Source organism: Pseudomonas sp. RtIB026 (genome assembly GCF_016861355.2).
Classification (GTDB): domain Bacteria; phylum Pseudomonadota; class Gammaproteobacteria; order Pseudomonadales; family Pseudomonadaceae; genus Aquipseudomonas; species Aquipseudomonas peradeniyensis.
Genome location: NZ_AP023348.2, coordinates 5,161,360 through 5,180,768 on the forward strand (window position 1 = coordinate 5,161,360; position 19,409 = coordinate 5,180,768).

Annotated in this window: 15 protein-coding genes and 2 pseudogenes; 7 read left to right on the forward strand and 10 right to left on the reverse strand. The window is 63.4% G+C overall.

The window, feature by feature from the left end; all coding sequences use genetic code 11:
- Positions 1–17 precede the first annotated feature (17 nt).
- Genes PRtIB026_RS23040 through dapA form a run of 3 tightly spaced genes read right to left on the reverse strand, consistent with a single transcriptional unit; the run spans position 18 to position 2,797 of the window.
- Positions 18–776, reverse strand: coding sequence for an MBL fold metallo-hydrolase (locus tag PRtIB026_RS23040; protein WP_203651289.1), 759 nt, complete (start codon positions 774–776; stop codon positions 18–20).
- Positions 777–1,892, reverse strand: coding sequence for an outer membrane protein assembly factor BamC (gene bamC, locus PRtIB026_RS23045; protein WP_046856746.1), 1,116 nt, complete (start codon positions 1,890–1,892; stop codon positions 777–779). It abuts the gene before it with no gap.
- Positions 1,893–1,909: 17 nt separating this feature from the next.
- On the reverse strand, positions 1,910–2,797 hold the full coding sequence (gene dapA / locus PRtIB026_RS23050) for a 4-hydroxy-tetrahydrodipicolinate synthase (protein WP_203651288.1): 888 nt from the start codon (positions 2,795–2,797) through the stop codon (positions 1,910–1,912).
- A 261-nt stretch (positions 2,798–3,058) separates the two neighbouring features.
- On the opposite strand from dapA, the gene PRtIB026_RS23055 reads away from it, so the two are divergent.
- Positions 3,059–3,619: a glycine cleavage system protein R gene (locus PRtIB026_RS23055; RefSeq protein WP_028692994.1), complete on the forward strand. Its 561-nt coding sequence runs from the start codon at positions 3,059–3,061 to the stop codon at positions 3,617–3,619.
- Positions 3,620–3,629: 10 nt separating this feature from the next.
- On the forward strand, positions 3,630–4,103 hold the full coding sequence (locus PRtIB026_RS23060) for a peroxiredoxin (protein ID WP_203651287.1): 474 nt from the start codon (positions 3,630–3,632) through the stop codon (positions 4,101–4,103).
- Between the two features lie 112 nt (positions 4,104–4,215).
- On the opposite strand, the gene PRtIB026_RS23065 is transcribed toward PRtIB026_RS23060, so the two are convergent.
- Both PRtIB026_RS23065 and PRtIB026_RS23070 read right to left on the reverse strand, forming a co-directional pair.
- Complete coding sequence (locus PRtIB026_RS23065; protein ID WP_203651285.1) at positions 4,216–5,286, reverse strand: AI-2E family transporter; 1,071 nt, start codon at positions 5,284–5,286, stop codon at positions 4,216–4,218.
- A 20-nt stretch (positions 5,287–5,306) separates the two neighbouring features.
- The gene (locus PRtIB026_RS23070; protein ID WP_028692991.1) at positions 5,307–5,546 is read right to left on the reverse strand and encodes a sulfurtransferase TusA family protein; all 240 of its coding nucleotides are present in this window, start codon (positions 5,544–5,546) and stop codon (positions 5,307–5,309) included.
- Between the two features lie 107 nt (positions 5,547–5,653).
- Here PRtIB026_RS23070 and PRtIB026_RS23075 point away from each other — a divergent pair, with 107 nt between their 5' ends.
- Entirely contained in the window at positions 5,654–7,090 is a 1,437-nt protein-coding gene (locus PRtIB026_RS23075) for a M48 family metalloprotease (RefSeq protein ID WP_203651283.1), read from the forward strand.
- Positions 7,091–7,232: 142 nt separating this feature from the next.
- Here the strand turns inward: PRtIB026_RS23075 and nadA are convergent, their stop codons facing one another.
- The gene (gene nadA / locus PRtIB026_RS23080) at positions 7,233–8,291 is read right to left on the reverse strand and encodes a quinolinate synthase NadA (protein WP_203651281.1); all 1,059 of its coding nucleotides are present in this window, start codon (positions 8,289–8,291) and stop codon (positions 7,233–7,235) included.
- A 280-nt stretch (positions 8,292–8,571) separates the two neighbouring features.
- Complete coding sequence (locus PRtIB026_RS23085) at positions 8,572–10,083, reverse strand: YdgA family protein (RefSeq protein WP_203651279.1); 1,512 nt, start codon at positions 10,081–10,083, stop codon at positions 8,572–8,574.
- 427 nt (positions 10,084–10,510) lie between these two features.
- Between PRtIB026_RS23085 and PRtIB026_RS23090 the strand changes: the two genes are divergently transcribed.
- The 3 genes and pseudogenes from PRtIB026_RS23090 to PRtIB026_RS26755 form a co-directional block, all read left to right on the forward strand.
- Positions 10,511–11,863 carry an APC family permease gene (locus PRtIB026_RS23090; protein WP_203651277.1) on the forward strand — a complete coding sequence of 451 codons (1,353 nt, stop codon included), beginning with the start codon at positions 10,511–10,513 and terminating at the stop codon, positions 11,861–11,863.
- A gap of 275 nt (positions 11,864–12,138) precedes the next feature.
- Positions 12,139–13,140: pseudogene (locus PRtIB026_RS26750) on the forward strand (PDC sensor domain-containing protein); the annotation flags it as partial.
- Positions 13,141–13,539: 399 nt separating this feature from the next.
- A pseudogene (locus PRtIB026_RS26755) lies at positions 13,540–14,046 on the forward strand (methyl-accepting chemotaxis protein); the annotation flags it as partial.
- A gap of 149 nt (positions 14,047–14,195) precedes the next feature.
- On the opposite strand, the gene PRtIB026_RS23100 reads toward PRtIB026_RS26755, so the two are convergent.
- The 3 genes from PRtIB026_RS23100 to PRtIB026_RS23110 form a co-directional block, all read right to left on the reverse strand.
- A complete protein-coding gene (locus tag PRtIB026_RS23100; protein ID WP_324256565.1) occupies positions 14,196–15,041 on the reverse strand; it encodes an IS3 family transposase in 846 nt (281 codons plus the stop codon).
- Positions 15,038–15,397: a transposase gene (locus tag PRtIB026_RS23105; RefSeq protein WP_075043813.1), complete on the reverse strand. Its 360-nt coding sequence runs from the start codon at positions 15,395–15,397 to the stop codon at positions 15,038–15,040. The genes PRtIB026_RS23100 and PRtIB026_RS23105 overlap by 4 nt, the downstream gene beginning before the upstream one ends.
- 195 nt (positions 15,398–15,592) lie before the next feature.
- Positions 15,593–16,771: an integrase core domain-containing protein gene (locus tag PRtIB026_RS23110; protein WP_203647529.1), complete on the reverse strand. Its 1,179-nt coding sequence runs from the start codon at positions 16,769–16,771 to the stop codon at positions 15,593–15,595.
- A gap of 829 nt (positions 16,772–17,600) precedes the next feature.
- Here PRtIB026_RS23110 and PRtIB026_RS23115 point away from each other — a divergent pair.
- On the forward strand, positions 17,601–19,370 hold the full coding sequence (locus tag PRtIB026_RS23115) for a phosphoethanolamine transferase CptA (protein ID WP_203651273.1): 1,770 nt from the start codon (positions 17,601–17,603) through the stop codon (positions 19,368–19,370).
- Positions 19,371–19,409 lie beyond the last annotated feature (39 nt).

Sequence of the window (19,409 nt, forward strand, 5' to 3'; positions counted from 1 at the left end):
TTGCTTGAGTGGGTGGGCTAGGCGATTTGGCGCCAGTCGAGCCCATGTTCCTGATTCGCCACCTGGAGCCAGTCCGGATCGCACCCGAGGGCGTCGACGAAGCACTGGCGGGCCAGATGTGGCAGGTTGTTCTTGCTGCTGAGGTGGGCCAGCACCAGGTGCTGCAGGTTCTGCCAGCCCAACTCGGCCACCAGGCTCGCGGCCTGGTGGTTGTTCAAATGTCCCTGGCTGCCGCCGACCCGCAGCTTGAGAAAGTGCGGGTAATGCCCGCGGGCCAGCAGGTCGCGGCAGTGGTTGGCCTCGATCAGCAGGGCATCGAGCCCCTGATAGCGCTCCAACAGCCGGGCGTCGTAACTGCCCAGGTCGGTGAGCATGCCGAAACGCCGGCGACCATCACTGATCACGTACTGCAGCGGCTCGTAGGCGTCATGCTCGACCCGTGCCGCGCTGACCTTGAGATCGCCGATCTGCAGCACATCGCCACAACCGAGAAAACCGGTCACCTCCACCGGCTTGCGCATGCCGCGCAACGTGCCCTGGCTGAGGTAGACCGGTACATTGTAGCGGCGCGAGAGCAACCCCACCCCATGCACGTGGTCGGCATGTTCGTGGGTCACCAGCACCGCGCTCAGCTGCGCGGCCGATACCCCGAGCAGCGCCAGGCGCCGCTCGGTCTCGCGCAGGGAGAAGCCGCAGTCGACCAGGATGAAGGTTTCACCACTGGCGACGAGCGTGCCGTTTCCCTGGCTACCGCTTCCTAGAACCGCGAAGCGCACTTAGCCCAAGTGGTCCTGGATCGCGCTCAGCACGCGGCGGGCGACATCGGCCGGAGCCACGGTGTTGATGTTCTTCTCGACGGTCACCTGGACGTTGTCGCCGACCTTGCTCAGGCGCACCTGGTAGCGCTCGGCACGGGCTTCACGCTCTTCCTTGCTCGGCTCGCTGCCGAACAGGCGGCTGAAGAAGCCAGGCTCCTTCTGCTTGTCGTCGGGTTTCTCGGACAGGTTGATGTAGTACAGGCCCAGGCTGCGGTTGATGTCCTCGACACGCCACTCGCCCTGCTCCAGGGCGCGGCCGACGCCGGACCAGGCGCGGTCCAGGTCGGAACCCAGGAACAGCACCGGGTTGCCGCTGCCGTCCTCGCTCAGGCTGACCTGGCTCGGGGCATCGAAGTCGCGCGCGGCCAGCAGCGAGACCGAACCGCCCTTCTCGGCGCTGCGGTTCATGCTGGCGAGCATTTCGTCGACCAGCAGGGCGTCGGTGCCGGTGTTGCTGGAGGCGGACGGGAAGTCAGGCTCGGCAGTGCTGCCGGCCGGACGTTCGACGCTGACCACATACACCTCGGAGGTGTTGCGCTGCACGCCGGGTTCCATGCGCACACGCACACGGACTTCGCTGTCCGGGCTGCTGGAGGTGCTGGCCAGGCGCTGGCCGAGGGAGGCCGACAGCTCGTCGAAACGCTGCCAGGTGGTGTTGAATTCGCCAGTCTGCGGACGTTCTTCGGCAATGCGGAATCCGTTGTCCTCGAAGAACTGGCGAGTCACCGGCCAGACTTCGGCGGGCGAGCGCTGGGCCAGCACCCAACGGCTGTTGCCGCTGCGCTGCAGGCTGAAATCGCTGATGTCGGCGGTGGCCGACAGCGGCTGTGGACGGGGTACCTCGAACTCGCCGGTGGCGCGATCGTCGGCCACGTTGCGCGGGATCGGCAGCAGCGGATCCAGGCGCTTGACGTTGCTGGCGTCCGGCGGCAGCTGCATCGGCGCGGTCGGTTGCGCCTGCAGGTAGTCGCTGCCACGGTCGCGGAAATAGCCATCCTCGCCCCACAGCCAGCCGCACCCGCTGGTGCTGGAGATGATCAGGGCGAGAGCGGAAAGACCAGCCAGTCGCTTCATGCGGTGTACTTCCTCGATTAAACCAGTACGCCGGACTGGCGCAAGGCAGTACGGACTTTTTCGTGACAGCCTTCGCTCAGCCAGGTCAGTGGCAGGCGAATGCCCTGCTGCATCAGGCCCATTTGCACCAGCGCCCATTTCACCGGAATCGGGTTGGCTTCGCAGAACAGGTCTTTGTGCAGCGGCATGAGTTTTTCGTTGATCGCGCGGGCCTTCTCGGCATTGCCCTCAAGGGCGGCCTCGCACAGGTCGGCCATTTCGCGCGGGGCGACGTTGGCGGTGACGGAGATGTTGCCCTTGCCGCCCATCAGGATCAGCTCGACGGCGGTCGGATCGTCGCCGGACAGGACGATGAAGTCCTTGTCGACGCCGTCCAGGATGGCCTTGGCACGGACCAGGTCGCCGGTGGCTTCCTTGATGCCGATGATGTTCTTGACCTTCGACAGACGGATCACGGTGTCGGCCTGCATGTCGCAGGAGGTGCGGCCGGGCACGTTGTAGAGGATCTGCGGGATGTCGACGGCTTCGGCGATGTGCTTGAAGTGCTGGTACAGGCCTTCCTGGGTCGGCTTGTTGTAGTACGGGACCACCAGCAGGCAGGCGTCGGCGCCGGCATTCTTGGCGTTCTTGGTCAGGTGCACGGCTTCGGCAGTGGAGTTGGCACCGGTACCGGCGATCACCGGGATCCGCTTCTTGCTGTGCTTGACCCGCTCGACCACGTGCTTGATGACCAGGATGTGTTCTTCGACATCCAGCGTGGCGGACTCGCCGGTGGTGCCGACAGCTACGATCGCGTGGGTGCCGTTTTCCAGGTGGAAGTCTACAAGCTTGTCGAGGCTGTCCCAGTCCAGACGCCCTTGTGCATCCATGGGAGTGACCAATGCCACCATACTGCCCGCAATCATGTAACTGCTCCTGCCGGAAAAAGAGAGCGGTAATGGTACTGGCGCCATCGGCCTTGCACAAGCGAAGCAGGCGGGCGGAGCATTCCCCTTCGCGCCGCTTTTCGCTACCCTTGATCCTTTGATCGGTGCAGCACGGCCCGCCGGGCCGTCGACAGTGCTCCCGGCCTGCGTCCACAGCCGCCAAAACCGGCCCGGGCCCTGCTGAAAAAGGAGGCTTTGCCCCCGTCCTGCATCGACCGCTCATCGCTTTAGGAATGCTGCATGTCCACCCCCACCGTTCGCGAACAATTCCTCGTCATCAGCGCCCTGGGCCCCAACCCCATGGAGCTGGCCAACGTTCTCAGCCGCGCGGCCTTCGACAACCGCTGTGCGGTGGTCACCTCGCGCCTGTCGCGCCACGGCGAGACCAGCGCCCTGGTGCTGCAGGTCGGCGGCAGCTGGGATGCCCTGGCCCGCCTCGAAGCCACCCTGCCGGGCCTGGGCAAGAAGCACGGCCTGACCCTGGACGTGGTGCGCAGCGCCGATCAGGAAGTGCGCCCGCAGGCCCTGCCCTACGTGGCCTACGTCAGCGCCGCCTATCGCCCGGACATCATCAACGAGCTGTGCCAGTTCTTCCTCGACCACCGCGTCGAGCTCGAAGCGATGACCTGCGACACCTACCTCGCGCCGCAAACCGGCAGCAGCATGCTCAACGCCCAGTTCACCGTGATCCTGCCGGCCGGCACCCAGATCAGCTGGCTGCGCGACCAGTTCCTCGACTTCGCCGACGCTCTGAACCTGGACGCGCTGATCGAACCGTGGCGCCCACAGAACCCCATGTAAGGAAACCCCCATGGCCGTAGCACTCGACCAACCCGTCGCCGATTTCCAGGTCCAGGCCACCAGCGGCCAGACCGTCAGCCTGGCTGACCTGAAGGGCCAGCAGGTGGTGCTGTACTTCTACCCCAAGGACAGCACCCCGGGCTGCACCACCGAGGGCCAGGGATTCCGCGACCAGCACGCGGCGTTCCGGGCCGCCAACACCGTGGTGTTCGGCGTGTCGCGCGATGGCATCAAGTCGCACGAGAACTTCAAGGCCAAGCAGGCGTTTCCCTTCGAGCTGATCAGCGACAAGGACGAGGCGCTGTGCCAACTGTTCGACGTGATCAAGCTGAAGAAGCTGTACGGCAAGGAATACCTGGGCGTGGACCGCAGCACCTTCCTGATCGACAAGGACGGTGTGCTGCGCCAGGAATGGCGTGGGGTGAAGGTGCCGGGGCATGTGGATGCGGTGTTGGCGGCGGCGCAGAATCTCGATAAGGCTTGAGATCTTGAGGGCGCTTTGCGCCCTATCGCGGCACAAGGCCGCTCCTACAGGAATCGCGTTCCCCTGTAGGAGCGGCCTTGTGCCGCGATAGGGCTGCAAAGCAGCCCCAGACCTACAACATCGGCGCCACAGACCTGTCCTGCCGCGGCCACGCGTCCAGCACTGCCTTGAACAGCGTCGCCAGCGGGATCGCGAAGAAGATCCCCCAGAACCCCCACAGCCCGCCGAAAAGCAGCACCGCGCAGATGATCGCCACCGGGTGCAGGCTCACCGCCTCGGAGAACAGCAGCGGCACCAGCACGTTGCCATCGAGCGCCTGGATGATTGCGTACACCGCCATCAGGTAGATGAACTGGTCACCCCAGCCCCACTGGAACAGCGCGATCAGCGTCACCGGCACCGTCACCACCACCGCGCCGACATAGGGCACCACCACCGACAGGCCCACCAGCAGCGCCAGCAAGGCGGCATAGTTCAGGCCCAGGCTGATGAAGGCGATATAGGTGGCGATCCCGCAAATCAGGATCTCGATGCCCTTGCCGCGGATATAGTTGGCGATCTGCCGGTTCATCTCATCGCCCACCCGGTTGAGCAGCGTGCGCTCACGCGGCAGATAGCCGCTGACCCAGCGCCCGATCAGTTCGCGGTCCTTGAGGAAGAAGAACACCAGGATCGGCACCAGCACCAGGTAGATCATGGCGTTGACCAGCAACGGCAGGCTCGACAGCGAGAAGGTCAGCGCCCATTGGCCGAACTTGCCGATCTCGCCGCGCACCGATTCGATGGCGCGCAGCACCTGCTCGTCCGACACCAGGTGCGGATAGCGCTCAGGCAGGAGCAACAATAGCGACTGCCACTTGCCGAGCATCCCCGGCAGTTCGTTGAACAGGGTGATCAGCTGATGCCAGAGTAGCGGCACCAGCACCAGCATGAACACCGCCAGGGCGCCCATGAACAGGGCGAACACCATCCAGACCGCCAGCCTGGAGGGCACCTTCAAGCGCTCCAGGGCATTGACCAGCCCCTGCATGAGGAACGCCAGGACCATGCCCGCCAGCACCGGCGCGAGCATGCCGCCCAGGGTCAGCACCACGGTGAAGGCCAGGAACAGCAGGACCGCCAACACCACGGCCTCCTCGTCGGAGAAGTAGCGCTGCATCCAGTCGCGAAGCACTTTGAACATTGACGATCCTTGGGAAAGACTCAGGCCTTGCGCAGCCAGTAGGTGTACACGCCGGCCTCGGCCGTTTCGTGCAGCAGCGTATGACCGGCCAGCTGGGCGAAAGTGCGGAAGTCGCGCTGGGAGCCGCCGTCGGTGGCGATCACCTTGAGCACCGCGCCACTGGCCAGGCGATTGAGTTCCATCTTGGCCTTGAGCAGCGGCAACGGGCAGTTCAGCCCGCTGGCGTCGAGCTCGGCGTCGCTGGTCGGGGTGTCACTCATCGGGCGCGTCTCCGGGGTATGGACAGAAAGGTCTGGTAGGATACCGCCACTGGTCGGCATCGCGCGACCCGGCTACAGTAAGGCTTTTGACCGACGCGAGCTTCTGCATGAATCTACTGCGCCCTACCCTGTTGACGCTGGCCTGCCTGATGGCCCTTCCCGGCCACGCCGACGACCTGCCGTCACTGGGCGACGCCAGCTCCGCGATCGTCTCGCCGCAACAGGAACACCAGCTCGGTCGCGCCTGGCTGAGCCTGTTGCGCGGCCAGGTCAACCAGCTGAACGACCCGCAGCTCAAAGACTTCGTCGAGACCAGCGTGTACAAACTGGCCGAGACCAGCCAGCTGCAGGACCGGCGCCTGGAGTTCATCCTCATCGACAGCAAGGAACTCAACGCCTTCGCCGCGCCCGGCGGCATCGTCGGGGTCAACGGCGGTCTGTTCCTCAATGCGCAGACCGAAGGCGAGTATGCTTCGGTGCTGGCTCACGAACTGGCGCACTTGTCGCAGCGCCACTTCGCCCGTGGCGTCGAAGCCCAGCAGCGCATGCAGTTGCCCATGATGGCCGCGCTGCTTGCCGGTATCGTCCTGGCCGCCGGCGGTGGCGGCGATGCCGGCATCGGTGTGATTGCCGGCACCCAGGCGGCGGCGATCCAGGAGCAGCGGCGCTTCTCCCGACAGAACGAACAGGAAGCCGACCGTATTGGTATCCAGAACCTGGAAAAGGCCGGTTACGACCCACGCAACATGCCCAGCATGTTCGAACGCCTGGCGCGCCAGTACCGCTATGACGCCAAGCCGCCTGAATTCCTCCTTACCCACCCGGTGACCGAGTCGCGGGTAGCCGATACCCGTAACCGTGCCGAGCAGGCGCCCAAGGGGGGCGTCGAGGACAGCCTGCGTTACCAGCTGATTCGTGCACGGGTACAGCTCACCTATGAAGGCACCCCGGGCCTGGCCGCCAAGCGCTTCCGCGCCCAGCTCGACGAGAATCCCCAGATGGACGCCGCGCGCTATGGCCTGGCGCTGGCACAGATCAAGGGTGGCCAGCTCAACGAAGCGCGGGAGAACCTCAAGCCGCTGCTGGCCAAGGCGCCCAACGACATTACCTACAACCTCGCGCAGATCGACCTGGACATCACCAACAACCGCCTGGCCGACGCTCAGCAACGCGCCCAGCGCATGCAGGCGCTGTACCCGGCCAACTATCCGTTGAAACAGGTGCGCGCCGACCTGCTGATCAAGCAGAACAAGCCGGCCGAGGCGGAGAAGGTGCTGGACGACCTGGTCAAGAACCGCCCGGACGACCCGGACGTGTGGTACGACGTCGCCGAAGTGCGAGGGCTGTCGGGCAACACCATCGGCCTGCACCGCGCCCGCGCCGAGTACTTCACCCTGGTTGGCGACTTCGACCAGGCGATCCAGCAGCTCGACTACGCCAAGCGCCGCTCGGGCAGCAACTTCCCGCTGGCCTCGCAGATCGACCAGCGCCAGCGCGAGATCATGGAGCAGCAGCGGATGGTCAAGGAGATGATGGGCCGCTAGGCGTCAGAACCGATAACCCTGTAGGAGCGGCCTTGCGCCGCGAAAGGGCCGCAGAGCGGCCCCTGTTTTTTGCGTGACCCTGAACATCCTGGGGCCGCTCTGCGGCCCTTTCGCGGCGCAAGGCCGCTCCTACAAGGTGATGTCAGGCGTTGCCTGATAACTTCAACCGCGCCGCCTGGGTGAAGTCGAGCATGCGGTTCAGCGGCTTGATCGCCTTGGGAATCAGCGCAGGCTCGACGAAGATCTCGTTACTGCCCTTGCGCAGGCAGTCGAGCGTGCGTTCCAGGGTGTTCATCGCCATCCACGGGCAATGCGCGCAGCTGCGGCAGGCCGCGCCGTTGCCGGCGGTCGGCGCCTCGACGAATTCCTTGTCCGGACACAGCTGCTGCATCTTGTAGAAGATGCCGCGGTCGGTGGCGACGATGAAGGTCTTGTTCGGCAGGGTCTGCGCCGCCTTGATCAGCTGGCTGGTGGAACCCACCGCGTCGGCCAGTTCGATCACCGCTTCCGGAGACTCCGGGTGAACCAGGATCGCCGCGTCCGGGTACAGCGCCTTCATGTCGGCCAGCTGGCGCGACTTGAACTCTTCGTGAACGATGCAGGCACCGTCCCACAGCAGCATGTCGGCCCCGGTCTGCTTCTGGATATAGCGGCCCAGGTGCTGGTCCGGCCCCCAGATGATGGTCTCGCCGTTGTCCATCAGGCTTTCGACGATCTCCAGGGCGCAGCTGGAGGTCACCACCCAGTCGGCCCGTGCTTTCACCGCCGCGGAAGTGTTGGCGTAAACCACCACGGTGCGCTCGGGATGCTGGTCGCAGAAATCCGAGAACTCCTTGACCGGGCAGCCCAGGTCGAGGGAGCAGGTCGCCTCCAGGGTGGGCATCAACACACGTTTTTCCGGGGTGAGGATCTTCGCGGTTTCGCCCATGAAACGTACACCCGCCACCACCACGGTCTGCGCCGGGTGGTTCTTGCCGAAACGCGCCATCTCCAGCGAGTCGGACACGCAGCCGCCGGTTTCCTCGGCCAGGGCCTGGATCACCGGGTCGCAATAGTAGTGGGCCACCAGCACGGCGTTCTGCTTTTTCAGCTCGGCGGCGATGGCCGCACGGTATTCGGCCTCCTGCGCGGGCGTCAGCGGGTTGGGCTGCTTGGCATCGAGGTGGGCCTGGACCAACAGGCGTTCGGAAATCTGGGTCATGATCGCTGGACCTGCGGGGCGCTTGAGCGCGTCAGTCGAGTGTATCACCCGGCCCTGGCAGATCGGCTAATGGTGCCGGACGGCCAGCGTCTCGGCCCCTCTGCGGGCGCGGATTCTTATCGGACGCGAAGGCTACAGGCAATCGGAGGGATGCAAAAGGGGTTTTTGCGTTGGCCGCCCCAATGCAGTCGCGGGGCAAGCCCGCTCCCACGAAGCCATCCAGTTCATGGCGACTTCGTGGGAGCGGGCTTGCCCCGCGAAAGGGACCGCGAGCCAGCGATCAGCCCTGCGGCTGGAGTGCCGCCAGGTGGCCGCTGATCAGCATGGCGAACTCTTCGACGGTCATCTTCTTGCCGTTGAAGTCGACCATGCCGTCGGCGTATTGCAGGCTCGACACCACATCACTTCCCTGCACCGTGGCCATGCCGCTCTGCAGCGCCATCATGCCGACCATCTCACCGGCCTGGCTGGACTGCTGGGCGATGGCCTGGGCATCGGTCTCGCCCTCGAGCAGCGCCTGCAAGGTGGCCAGGTCGGCGACCATCGGCTTGGAAACGCTGAGCTTGGCCTTCAGTTGCGTCAGCAGCTGCTTGCCCAACTGGTCAGGCGGCAGGTCGAACGAGCTCGGGCTGGCAAAATCCATCGCCAGATTGAAGTGGCTCTCGCCATTGGCGGTCTTGAACGCCAGCTTCTCCACCGCCACCTGCGGCTTGGCCACCAGCAGCTTCTGCAGGTCGCCCTGGACCTTGGCCTGCTCCTCGGGGCTCATCTCCAGCGCTGGAGCCTCGCCATCAGCGGCGGCCTGCTGCATCTGCGGCAGCTGGGTCTGGTACCACTCCATCAGCGCCTGCATGGCCGGAATGTCGATGGACTTCATGGTCAGGACCATCTCTGCGCTGCCCACCTTGCGGCCGGCGTAGCTGATGTCGTCGACCTTGTATTCCAGGCGCCCGGCCAGCTTGTCCTTGGCCTCGCCCTCGGCGTTGTACAAGTTGTTCTGCTGCAGGCCCTTGAGCACCAGCACTTCCTGCTTCGGCCCGAAGGTCACCTGGGTGTCGGCCAGGGCCAGGTCGAAGTTGCCGACATAGACCATGTCGTGGGCGGTCTCAGTGAGCTTGCCACCGGCCTTGAAGCCGTTGAGCAGGATCTTCACCGGCGCCTGCTGCTCGTCGACGAAGTTCAGCTCGAGGTGCTCGGCGCTGCTGTGGATCTCCACTGCCTTGCCTTCGCGGTCGCCGCGCAGCGCGAGCTGCAGGCCGGAGAAGTCCAGGACATTGCCGCCGTCCTCTTTGATCGTGACTGGCGCCAGGCGGATGTCGCTGTCGACGCTGCCGCCATAGCCGAGGCTGACCTGGGCGGTGACCGGCGGCTTGTCGCCGGCGGCGGCGAACCAACCGCTGGTGAAGTCATCCTTGTCCAGCGTGCTGTTGCTGGTGGCCATGACCGGCATCAACTTGAAGGCCTTGACCCGCGACCAGGGGAACGGGCCGTGCTCGATCTGGTCGGTCACGCCCACCTGGAAGTTCAATGCCTCGGCTTCGCCGAGCTGCACATTCTCGGCCTTCAGGCGGTAGTGCGCGGTGCTGGTGAAGAAGTGCTGGTCCAGCGAGACCAGCTCGATGGTCATGCTGCCGCCGTTGCCGGCCAGGGCTTTCTTCAGCTCTTCGTTGCCGCGGGCGACGGAACGCTCCAGCTCCGCGGGCAACTGCTTGCCGGTGTACCAGGCGCCAGTGGTGGTTGCGACGGCGATGGCCACGGCCAGACCGGAAAGGATGCCTACTGATTTCTTCATGAATAGAACCGATTGCTGTCCATAAGGAGGTCGTTTGAGCGGTCCACGGAAACGAGGCCGCGCGCAGATGGCAAGAATACCATTGGCACCCGGCCCACGCGGTAATGCGTGAGGCATTTTGTGTGTCGACGCACAGCCGGGCACTTGGTTTGCCAAAGAAAAATTGTCAATTTTTACGAACATCAAAATCGACTTACGATCTGCTCAATCGGCCAAAAGCAATGCATAACGGCCAAATAAACCGATTCACCTTCCATCCACTTGGCACTCTGTCATGTTTAACTTGACACTCAAACGACCATCGTTGTTTATTTCGCGCACCCCGCAGCTCCAACATAAAAGGTGAACAACATGGAGCCCATCCGCTCGACCTTGTCGTGCCCGTCATACGCCGTGCCCGTTGTTTCGATCAAGGAGCAGCGCCCGCATGCAGCCTGACCACAGCGCCCCCGGCAACGCCCAATTCCGCAAGTCCCTGCGTCTCTGGCATGTGGTGATCATCGGCCTGGCCTACCTCACCCCGATGACCGTGTTCGACACCTTCGGCATCGTCTCCGGCATCACCGCCGGGCACGTGCCCAGCGCCTACCTCCTGGCCCTGGCCGGTATCCTGTTCACCGCCGTGAGCTACGGCACCCTGGTGCGGCGCTTCCCGCAATCGGGCTCGGCCTATACCTACACCCAGCGCGCCATCAACCCGCACGTGGGCTTCCTGGTGGGCTGGTCGTCGCTGCTGGACTACCTGCTGCTGCCCATGGTCAACGCGCTGCTGGCCAAGCTCTACCTCTCGGCGATGTTCCCCGAGGTAGCGGCCTGGGTGTGGGTGGCCGGTTTCGTCACCCTGATCAGCCTGATCAACATGCGCAGCGTCAACCTGGTGGCGCACTTCAACCTGTTGTTCGTCGCCGTGCAGGTGGCGATCATCGGTGTATTCATCTACCTGTGCTGGCGTGGCCTGGACCACGGCGAAGGGCTGGGCACCGCCTGGAACCTGGTGCCGTTCGCCGACGACCAGACCCAGTTCGCCGCCCTGGCCGCCGGCGCGACCATCCTGTGCTTCTCGTTCCTGGGCTTCGACGCGGTGACCTGCCTGTCGGAAGAGACCCGCGACCCGGGCAAGACCATCCCCCGGGCGATCTTCCTCACCGCGCTGATCGGCGGCGTGGTGTTCATCGGCGTGTCCTACTTCATCCAGGCCTACTTCCCGACCATGGCGCGCTTCCATGACCAGGAAGCGGCCCTGCCGGAAATCGCCCTGTACGTCGGCGGCAAGCTGTTCCAATCGGTGTTCATCGCCTGCACGGTGATCAACACCATCGCCTCGGGCCTGGCCTCGCAGACCAGCGTGTCGCGCCTGCTATACGTGATGGGCCGCGACAACGTGATCCCGGCCGGGGTATTCGCCCGCCTGCACCCGCGCTACAAGACCCCGGTGCTGAACATTGCCGTGGTCGGCCTGATCTCGCTGTCGGCGATCTTCTTCGACCTGGTCACCGCCACCTCGGTGATCAACTTCGGCGCACTGGTGGCATTCAGCTTCGTCAACCTGTCGGTGATCAACCATTGCTACATCCGCGAGGGCCGGAACAAGGGCCTGACGAACAACCTCAAGTATCTGGTGGCGCCGACGATAGGCTTCTGCATCATCGTCTCGCTGTGGCTGGACCTGAACGAACACTCGTTGTTGTTCGGCGGTGTCTGGGCCCTGCTTGGCGTGCTCTACCTGGCCTGGCTGACCAAGGCCTTCAGGGTAGCGCCACCGAACTGCATCGCCGACTGACCCCGCCGACGCCCGCCTGACCGCGGGCGTCCTGTTTGCCCGAGAAGGAAAAGCCCATGTTGCTGCGCCGTCTCTCCATCCAGTGGAAGATCACCCTGCTTGCCGGCCTGTGCCTGCTGGCCATCGTCGCCCTGCTGGTGGCCACCTCGCTCACCCAGGCCCGGCGCAGCGCCGAGCAGGTGTTCCAGGCCAACACCGAGCTGCTCGACCACAGCGCCCGCCTGCGCCTGCAGGCCCACGGCGAGACCCAGGCCCTGCGTATCCAGCGCTACTTCATGGACGCCTACCAGTACGGCAACGGCTTCGCCCGCCTGGTGCAGGCGCTCAAGGCCCGCGGCGGCGCCGACCTGCGCGCGGAACTCAGCCGCGAGGCGCGCGCCGCCCTGGCTGGCAACGCCGACCTGATCGGTCTGTACCTGGTGTTCCAACCCAACGCCCTGGACCAGCAGGACGCTCGCTTCGTCGGCCAGGTCGACAACGGCAGCAACGACAGCGGCCGCTTCTCCCTGTACTGGTCGCAGCCCGGCACCGGCAACCTCGAGATGGAGGCGATGCCCGAGTCGATGCTTGCCGACACCAGCATCGGCGCCAATGGTTCGCCCTACAACCGCTGGCTGACCTGCCCGCTGGAGACCGCCAAGGCCTGTGTGCTCGACCCGTACTTCGACGAGGTCAACGGCCACCAGGTGCTGATGACCAGCATCGCCCTGCCGCTGCTGGAAAACGGCAAGGTGGTGGGCGTGGTCGGCCTGGACATCGGCCTGGACAATCTGCAGCGACTGAGCCTGGCCGGCCGCCAGGAGCTGTTCGATGGCCAGGGCCAGGTCAGCATCGTCAGCCCTTCAGGCCTGCTCGCCGGCCACAGCCAGGACGCCAGCCAGCTGAGCAAGACCGTGCAGCAGGCCTTCGGCGCCAGCGCCGCCGCCCTGGCCGACTCGCTGCGCGCCGGGCAGGCGGTCGAGCGTCTGGACGGCGGCACCATGCGCATTTCCCGGCCTTTCGCCCCGATCCCCGGCGCGGCGCCGTGGCAGGTCCTGCTCGAGCTGCCCGAACAGGTGCTGCAGGCCCCCGCCGTCGCCCTCAACCAACGCCTGGACAGCCAGAACCAGAGCGCCAACCTGGTCAGCCTGCTGATCGGCCTGGGCGCTGCCGTGCTGGGGCTGCTGCTGGTGTGGCTGACCGCCCGTGGCGTGACCCGGCCGATCCTGGCCGTGGCCGCGCGCCTGAAGGACATTGCCAGTGGCGAAGGCGACCTGACCCGGCGCCTGGACTACGCCCGCAACGACGAACTGGGCCAGCTGACCGGCTGGTTCAACCGTTTCCTCGACAAGCTCCAGCCGGTGATCGCCCAGCTCAAGGGCTCCTTGCAGGAGGCCCGCGGCACCGCCGACCAGTCGGCGCTGATCGCCAGCCAGACCAGTGACGGCATGCAGCTACAGCACCGCGAGATCGAGCAGGTGGCCACCGCCGCCAACGAGATGAGCGCCACAGCCCACGACGTCGCCCACAATGCCGCCCAGGCGGCACAAGCGGCGCGCGGCGCCGACCAGGCAACCCGTGATGGCCTGGCGCGAGTGTCCGCCACCCGCGAGGCGATCGGCGAGCTGGCCGGCGGCATGAATGCGGCCATGGACGAGGCCCGCGCCCTGGAAAGCCGTGGCGAGCAGATCGGCTCGGTGCTCGAGGTGATTCGCGCCATCGCCGAGCAGACCAACCTGCTGGCGCTCAACGCCGCCATCGAGGCTGCCCGCGCGGGCGAAGCCGGGCGTGGTTTCGCGGTGGTCGCTGACGAGGTGCGCAACCTGGCCCAGCGTACGCAGGTCTCGGTGGAGGAGATCCGCCAGGTGATCGAGGGGCTGCAACAAGGTACCCAGGACGTGGTCGGCGCGATGCACGCCGGCCAGCGTCAGGCCCAGGACAGCGCCGCGCAGATGGAGCAGACGTTGCCGGCACTGCAGCGGATCGGCGAGGCGGTGGCGGTGATCACCGACATGAACCTGCAGATCGCCTCGGCGGCCGAGGAACAGAGCGCCGTGGCCGAGGAGGTCAACCGCAACGTGGCGGGGATACGTGATGTGACCGAGTCGTTGGCAGGTCAGGCCGACGAATCGGCGCGGATCAGCCAGGCACTGAACCGTTTGGCCAACCAGCAGCAGGTATTGATGGAGCAGTTCCGAGTGTAGCCGTTGGTTGATCTTGATCTTGATCTTGATCGCAAGGTTAACCCCTTCCCCACTAGCGACAGCTGCGTCAGCCCAGGCGCCGCCCGTAACTTCGCGACTTCAGGAGGCCGAACTGAACTGGTCAAGTAATTTTGGACACCGGTTAAGGTTCATGCCGCTGCCTTGAGCTTTTCCTCCATGGCTACTGGCGTTTCATAGCCGTTGTAGCTGTGGAGGCGCTTGAGGTTGTAGCGCATCAGATAAGCCTGGATATCCACTCGTGCCTGCGCTTCGGTCTCGTAACCCTCTGCCGGCACCCATTCTGATTTCAATGCTCCGAAGAATCGCTCCATGGCAGCGTTATCCCAGCATTGGCCTCGATGGCTCATGCTCTGGTTCAAGTTGTACTCATCGAGCGCGGCTCTGAATTTATGGCTGGTGTACTGACAGCCCTGGTCTGAATGAAACATTACGCCCGCCGGCCTACCCCGCGATTCAGCGGCCATGCGCAGGGCGTTACAAGCTAAGTTGGCATCTGCAATCATCGAGAATGCCCAACCCACTACGCGACGGGCATAGAGGTCAATCACGGCGGCTAGGTACAGCCAGCGCCTGCCAACCTGGATATAGGTCACATCGCCACACCAAACCTCATTGATCGCCGAAACCTTGAAATTGCGCTTCAGCTGATTCTCGGCGATCAACGCTTCTGCCCCTGATGACCGATAGCGGTGCGGCCTGCGCTGTTTGCACTTCAGGCCAGCTTCACGCATTAGCGCACGCACCTTGTATCGTCCTATTTCATGGCCTTCGTGCCGCAATTCCTGCGCCAGGGTTCGCGAGCCAGAAGCACTTCGCGATGCGTTGAAGTGCTTGATTACCAGCAGGCGTAGCGCATCTCTGGCCGGGTTTTCACGTCCTTGCCGTTTGCGCCACGCATAGAAACTGCTGCGCTTAACCCCAAGCACGCGGCAGCAGTCGACAACAGGGTATTGCTCACTCAGCTCGTTGATCAGCGAGAACGATCTTTGGAGTCCCGAAGCAGGAGAGCACTGGCCTTTTTTAGGATTTCGATATCCCGATCCTTTTGCCGAACCAGCGCTTCGAGTTCTTCAATTCGTTGCTGCTCGGGTGTGATCGCTTTGGCTCCAGCAGGTACCTTACCGGCTCTCTCTTCACGCACCTGATCAACCCAGCGGCGAAGCGCGGTAGGGCCCAGCCCAAGGGCGGCACAGACCTCAGGAACTGACTGCCCACCGTCCAGCACCATTTCGGCAGCTTGGACTTTGTATTCTCTTGAATAAGATTTACGCACTGATTTTGCCTCCAATTGGGCGCCATCATAGCGCCCGATGAAGGTGTCCAAAATCATTAGGCCAGTTCAAACGCAGGCCTTGCGAAGGGAGGTGACGGGCATGGATGCCCGTCAAGCGCTGGGGCCCAGGATGGGCCCTGCAGCGCGGCCCTCCCGGGAGCAAGGCCGGAGTGAGGGTACCCGGAGCGAATCGTAGGGCCGGATGAATGGAGCGATGTACGGGTCACCCACATGGGTTACACAAAAGTTCACTCACATAGGTGACAACACCTTGAGTGTTACATAACCATCAGTGGCATCTCGCACATCGACCCTGCCAAGGATGATGGGACCGAAAATAACATCCCAGACGCCATCCCCAACCTGCTCCAGGCCAATGGTCTGGTGCTTGAGCACATAACCTACGTAGATCCTCAAGCCGCGGCGGTTGATGATGCCGCAGCTATCCGCTGGCAAGCTCTCAATATGGCTGGGATAGGTCATCTCGGGGAGTTTTTCAGGGAATGGGCGCGGCGAGGGTTGGTAGCAAGACGCCGGTGTTTTCTGCTTCAACGCTTCATGCAAGCGCTCGTGATTGTAGTGCTGCCGGAAGCGATCAAAGTGCCGTTGTTGAGCCTCCCAGGCCACTGCCGGCGGCGATGGTAGCGTGCTTTTGAGCGTCCGATGCATGCGTTCGTGGCGGCCATTTTGTTCAGGCCGACCAGGCGCAATGCGCTCGGGAATGATGCCTAGACGCAGCCACCAGATCGACAGCTGGGAAAGTCCCGCACGTCCCTTACTGGCAAACGGCACACCGTTATCGGTACGAATCCGCTCAGGCAGGCCATTCTCCCGGAACACTTGGGTGAAAACGGCCTGCGTTTCCAGAAGATTGGTGTTGGGCATGCTGTGGCAGGCGAGCAGGAAGCGACTGGCGTGATCCATGATCGTCAGCGGATAGCACCAGACGCCTGCACCTGTCAGAAATTGGCCTTTGTAGTCCGCACTGAACAGTTGGTTAGGCGACTCTGCCTTCTCCAGGGGCTTGGGATAGACCGCTACCCGCTGACGTAAGCGGCGTGGTTTGACCAACTCGGCCTTCTTGAGGATGTTGTAGATCGCTGTCTTCGACGGCGGCGCCTGATCAGGGAAACGCTCCTGCAGCGCAGCCTGGATCTTTTTCGGACCCGGTTCCGTTTCGCCTCGACTGCGCAGTTCGATAATGGCTTCGCGAACTGCAACAGGCACGATCCAGTCCTGGGTCAACCGGCGGCGGCTGCGTTCTTCCAGCCCCGAAGGCCCCTCTTTCTCATATCGCTCGACCCATTTGTAGCCGGTCTTTCGGCTGATCTCGTAGGCCTGGCACAGGGCGCTGAAGCTGGGCGCCCCCTGTAGGTAATCCGCGATGAAAAGCATTTTCAGGTCCATAGGTTTCAGCTCTCGCCAAGGCATGGTCAGATCCTCGAAAACCGGCCCTGCCAGTTAAAGACTGTTACCTATGTGCGTGAACTGATTTGTAACCCATGTGGGTGAGTCATACCGCGAGGATTTTTTGGTTCCTTTTTGATCCTTCAAAAAGGAACTCGCCGTAAGGGCGAAAAGGTGACTATGCGTCGACATCGCAAATGAATGCACTTACAACTATTAAAACCGACGCCGACCGCATTTGACTTTGACTTTGACTTTGACTTTGACTTTGACTTTGACTTTTAAATAGTCTGTTTTGAAATCTATATGCGCATTCATTTGCGATGGTGACGCATAGTCACCTTTCCGCCCTTACGGCGGGTCCCTTTTTGAAGGATCAAAAAGGAACCAAAAAATCCTCGCTCCATCATCCGGCCCCTACGCTTCGCTCCGGGGTTCCCTCGCTCCGTTCTTGCTCCCGGGAGGACCGCGCTGAACGCCCCATCCTGGGGCGCAGCGCTTGACGGGCATCCATGCCCGTCACCTCCCTTCGCAAGAACTCCGCTCGGCCTCCTGAAGTCGCAATTGGTGTTGCCTGATCTACCGCGCGCTTAGAAGCAAAAGCAAACAGCAACTACAAGAGCGAACAACAAGAGCGAACAACAAGAGCGAACAACAAGAGCGAACAACAAGAGCGAACAACAAGAGCGAACAACAAGAGCGAACAACAAGAGCGAACAACAAGAGCAAGTTACTTGTATCTCACTCGTCGGTCTCTCCGGGACTTTCATGAATTGTTGACGATCTTTTCACGCTCCCCCCTTTAGCGTCGCCTGCCAACCGATCCGGCAGGCAACCGCTCTCTGAGGCACACGTGTCCCGTACAACTCCCCCCGCTAGCAAATCCATCGACTGGTCTGGCCTCGGCTGGCTCCTGCTGTTCTTCTGGTACTTCTCCGGCGTCACCCAGGCCCTGCTGCTGTTCAGCGGCACCACCGGCTTTGCCGGCTTTCGCGACGCCTTGTTCCTCAGCAGCCTGTGGCTGGCCCCAGTACTGCTGCTGCCACGCCTGACCCGCCCCCTCGCCGCGCTGATCGGGCTGGTGTTGTGGGCCAGCTCGCTGGTCGGCCTGAGCTATTTCGGCATCTACCGCCAGGAGTTCTCGCAAAGCGTCATCTTCGTGATGTTCGAGTCCAACACCGCCGAAGCCGGGGAATACTTCAGCCAGTACTTCAGTATCTGGCTGTGCCTGGGGCTGCTGCTCTACAGCGCGATCGCCGTGCTGCTGTGGCGACGCATACGCCCGGTCACCCTGCCACGGTACAGCCGCCTGCCGGTGGTCGTCCTGTTGCTGACAGCGACCCTGGGCTACCCGTTCTACAAACAGATGGTCTCCCAGCAACGCAGCTTCGCCGACGCCCAGGAAAAGGTCGAACAGCGCATGGCGGCCGCGGTGCCCTGGCAACTGGTGGTCGGCTACCGGCAGTACCGCCAGCAGCTCGACAACATGCAGGCCCTGCTGGAACAGAATGCCGCCCTGCCGCCGCTGCAGGACCTCAAGGACAACAGCGGCGACGCGCCACGCACACTTGTGCTGGTACTGGGCGAGTCCACCACCCGCGAGCACATGCACCTGTACGGCTACGACCGCGACACCACGCCGAACCTCGATGCCCTGGCCGCCAGCGACAAGGGCCTCACCGTGTTCCGCAACGTCGTTTCGCCACGTCCGTACACCATCGAAGTGATGCAGCAAATCCTGACGTTCGGCGATGAACAGCATCCTGATCGCTTCCTCACCGACCCGTCGCTGATCAACCTGATGAAACAGGCCGGCTACAAGACCTTCTGGATCACCAACCAGCAGACGATGACCAAGCGCAACACCATGCTCACCACCTTCTCGCAACAGACGGACGTGCCGGTCTACCTGAACAACCAGCGCAACCAGAACGCCAGCCAGTACGACAGCGTGGTGCTGGAGCCCTTCGAAAAAGCCCTGCAGGACCCGGCCGGCAAGAAGCTGATCATCGTTCACCTGCTCGGCACGCACATGGATTACCGCTACCGCTATCCGGCCGGTTTCGACCACTTCAAGGACAACACCGGCGCGCCGGCGGCGCTGTCCCCCGACCAGGTACGAACCTACAACTTCTATGACAACGCCGTGCGCTACAACGACTTCGTCGTGTCCGACCTGATCAAGCGCTATTCGGCCAGCACACCGAACGGCTTCCTGCTGTACCTCTCCGACCATGGCGAGGACGTCTACAGCTCCGGCAATCATGATCGCCTCGGCCGCAACGAGGCCGCCCCGACCCGGCCGATGTACACCATCCCCTTCCTGCTCTGGACCTCGCCCAGCTGGCAGGCGGGGCACCCGCGCGACCTGCAGTCGATGACCAACCGCCCCTATAGCAGCGCACACCTGATCCACACCCTGTCCGACCTGGCGGGCCTGAGCTACGACCGCTACGAGCCGGCCAAGAGCCTGGTCAACGAAGCGTTCACCGCCAGCCCACGCTGGATCGGCGACCCGTACGCGAAAAACGGGCTGCACGCGTTCGACAACCTTCCCGACACCCGGGCGAAACAGCAACAGCGGACCGCCAGCAGCAGCACGGTTCGCCCTGACGAAGGCTGACAGCCCGCGACAAGGCCGCCCCTCACACCAGTCCCTCCG

What these genes read in the sequence shown, in the direction of transcription:
- dapA (WP_203651288.1), bottom strand. Translation starts at nt 2,797, where the DNA reads ATGATTGCGGGCAGTATGGTGGCATTGGTCACTCCCATGGATGCACAA.
- PRtIB026_RS23105 (WP_075043813.1), bottom strand. Translation starts at nt 15,397, where the DNA reads ATGATTTTGGACACCTTCATCGGGCGCTATGATGGCGCCCAATTGGAG.
- PRtIB026_RS23060 (WP_203651287.1), top strand. Translation starts at nt 3,630, where the DNA reads ATGGCCGTAGCACTCGACCAACCCGTCGCCGATTTCCAGGTCCAGGCC.
- PRtIB026_RS23090 (WP_203651277.1), top strand. Translation starts at nt 10,511, where the DNA reads ATGCAGCCTGACCACAGCGCCCCCGGCAACGCCCAATTCCGCAAGTCC.
- nadA (WP_203651281.1), bottom strand. Translation starts at nt 8,291, where the DNA reads ATGACCCAGATTTCCGAACGCCTGTTGGTCCAGGCCCACCTCGATGCC.
- PRtIB026_RS23065 (WP_203651285.1), bottom strand. Translation starts at nt 5,286, where the DNA reads ATGTTCAAAGTGCTTCGCGACTGGATGCAGCGCTACTTCTCCGACGAG.
- PRtIB026_RS23055 (WP_028692994.1), top strand. Translation starts at nt 3,059, where the DNA reads ATGTCCACCCCCACCGTTCGCGAACAATTCCTCGTCATCAGCGCCCTG.
- PRtIB026_RS23070 (WP_028692991.1), bottom strand. Translation starts at nt 5,546, where the DNA reads ATGAGTGACACCCCGACCAGCGACGCCGAGCTCGACGCCAGCGGGCTG.
- PRtIB026_RS23085 (WP_203651279.1), bottom strand. Translation starts at nt 10,083, where the DNA reads ATGAAGAAATCAGTAGGCATCCTTTCCGGTCTGGCCGTGGCCATCGCC.
- PRtIB026_RS23110 (WP_203647529.1), bottom strand. Translation starts at nt 16,771, where the DNA reads ATGCCTTGGCGAGAGCTGAAACCTATGGACCTGAAAATGCTTTTCATC.
- PRtIB026_RS23075 (WP_203651283.1), top strand. Translation starts at nt 5,654, where the DNA reads ATGAATCTACTGCGCCCTACCCTGTTGACGCTGGCCTGCCTGATGGCC.
- bamC (WP_046856746.1), bottom strand. Translation starts at nt 1,892, where the DNA reads ATGAAGCGACTGGCTGGTCTTTCCGCTCTCGCCCTGATCATCTCCAGC.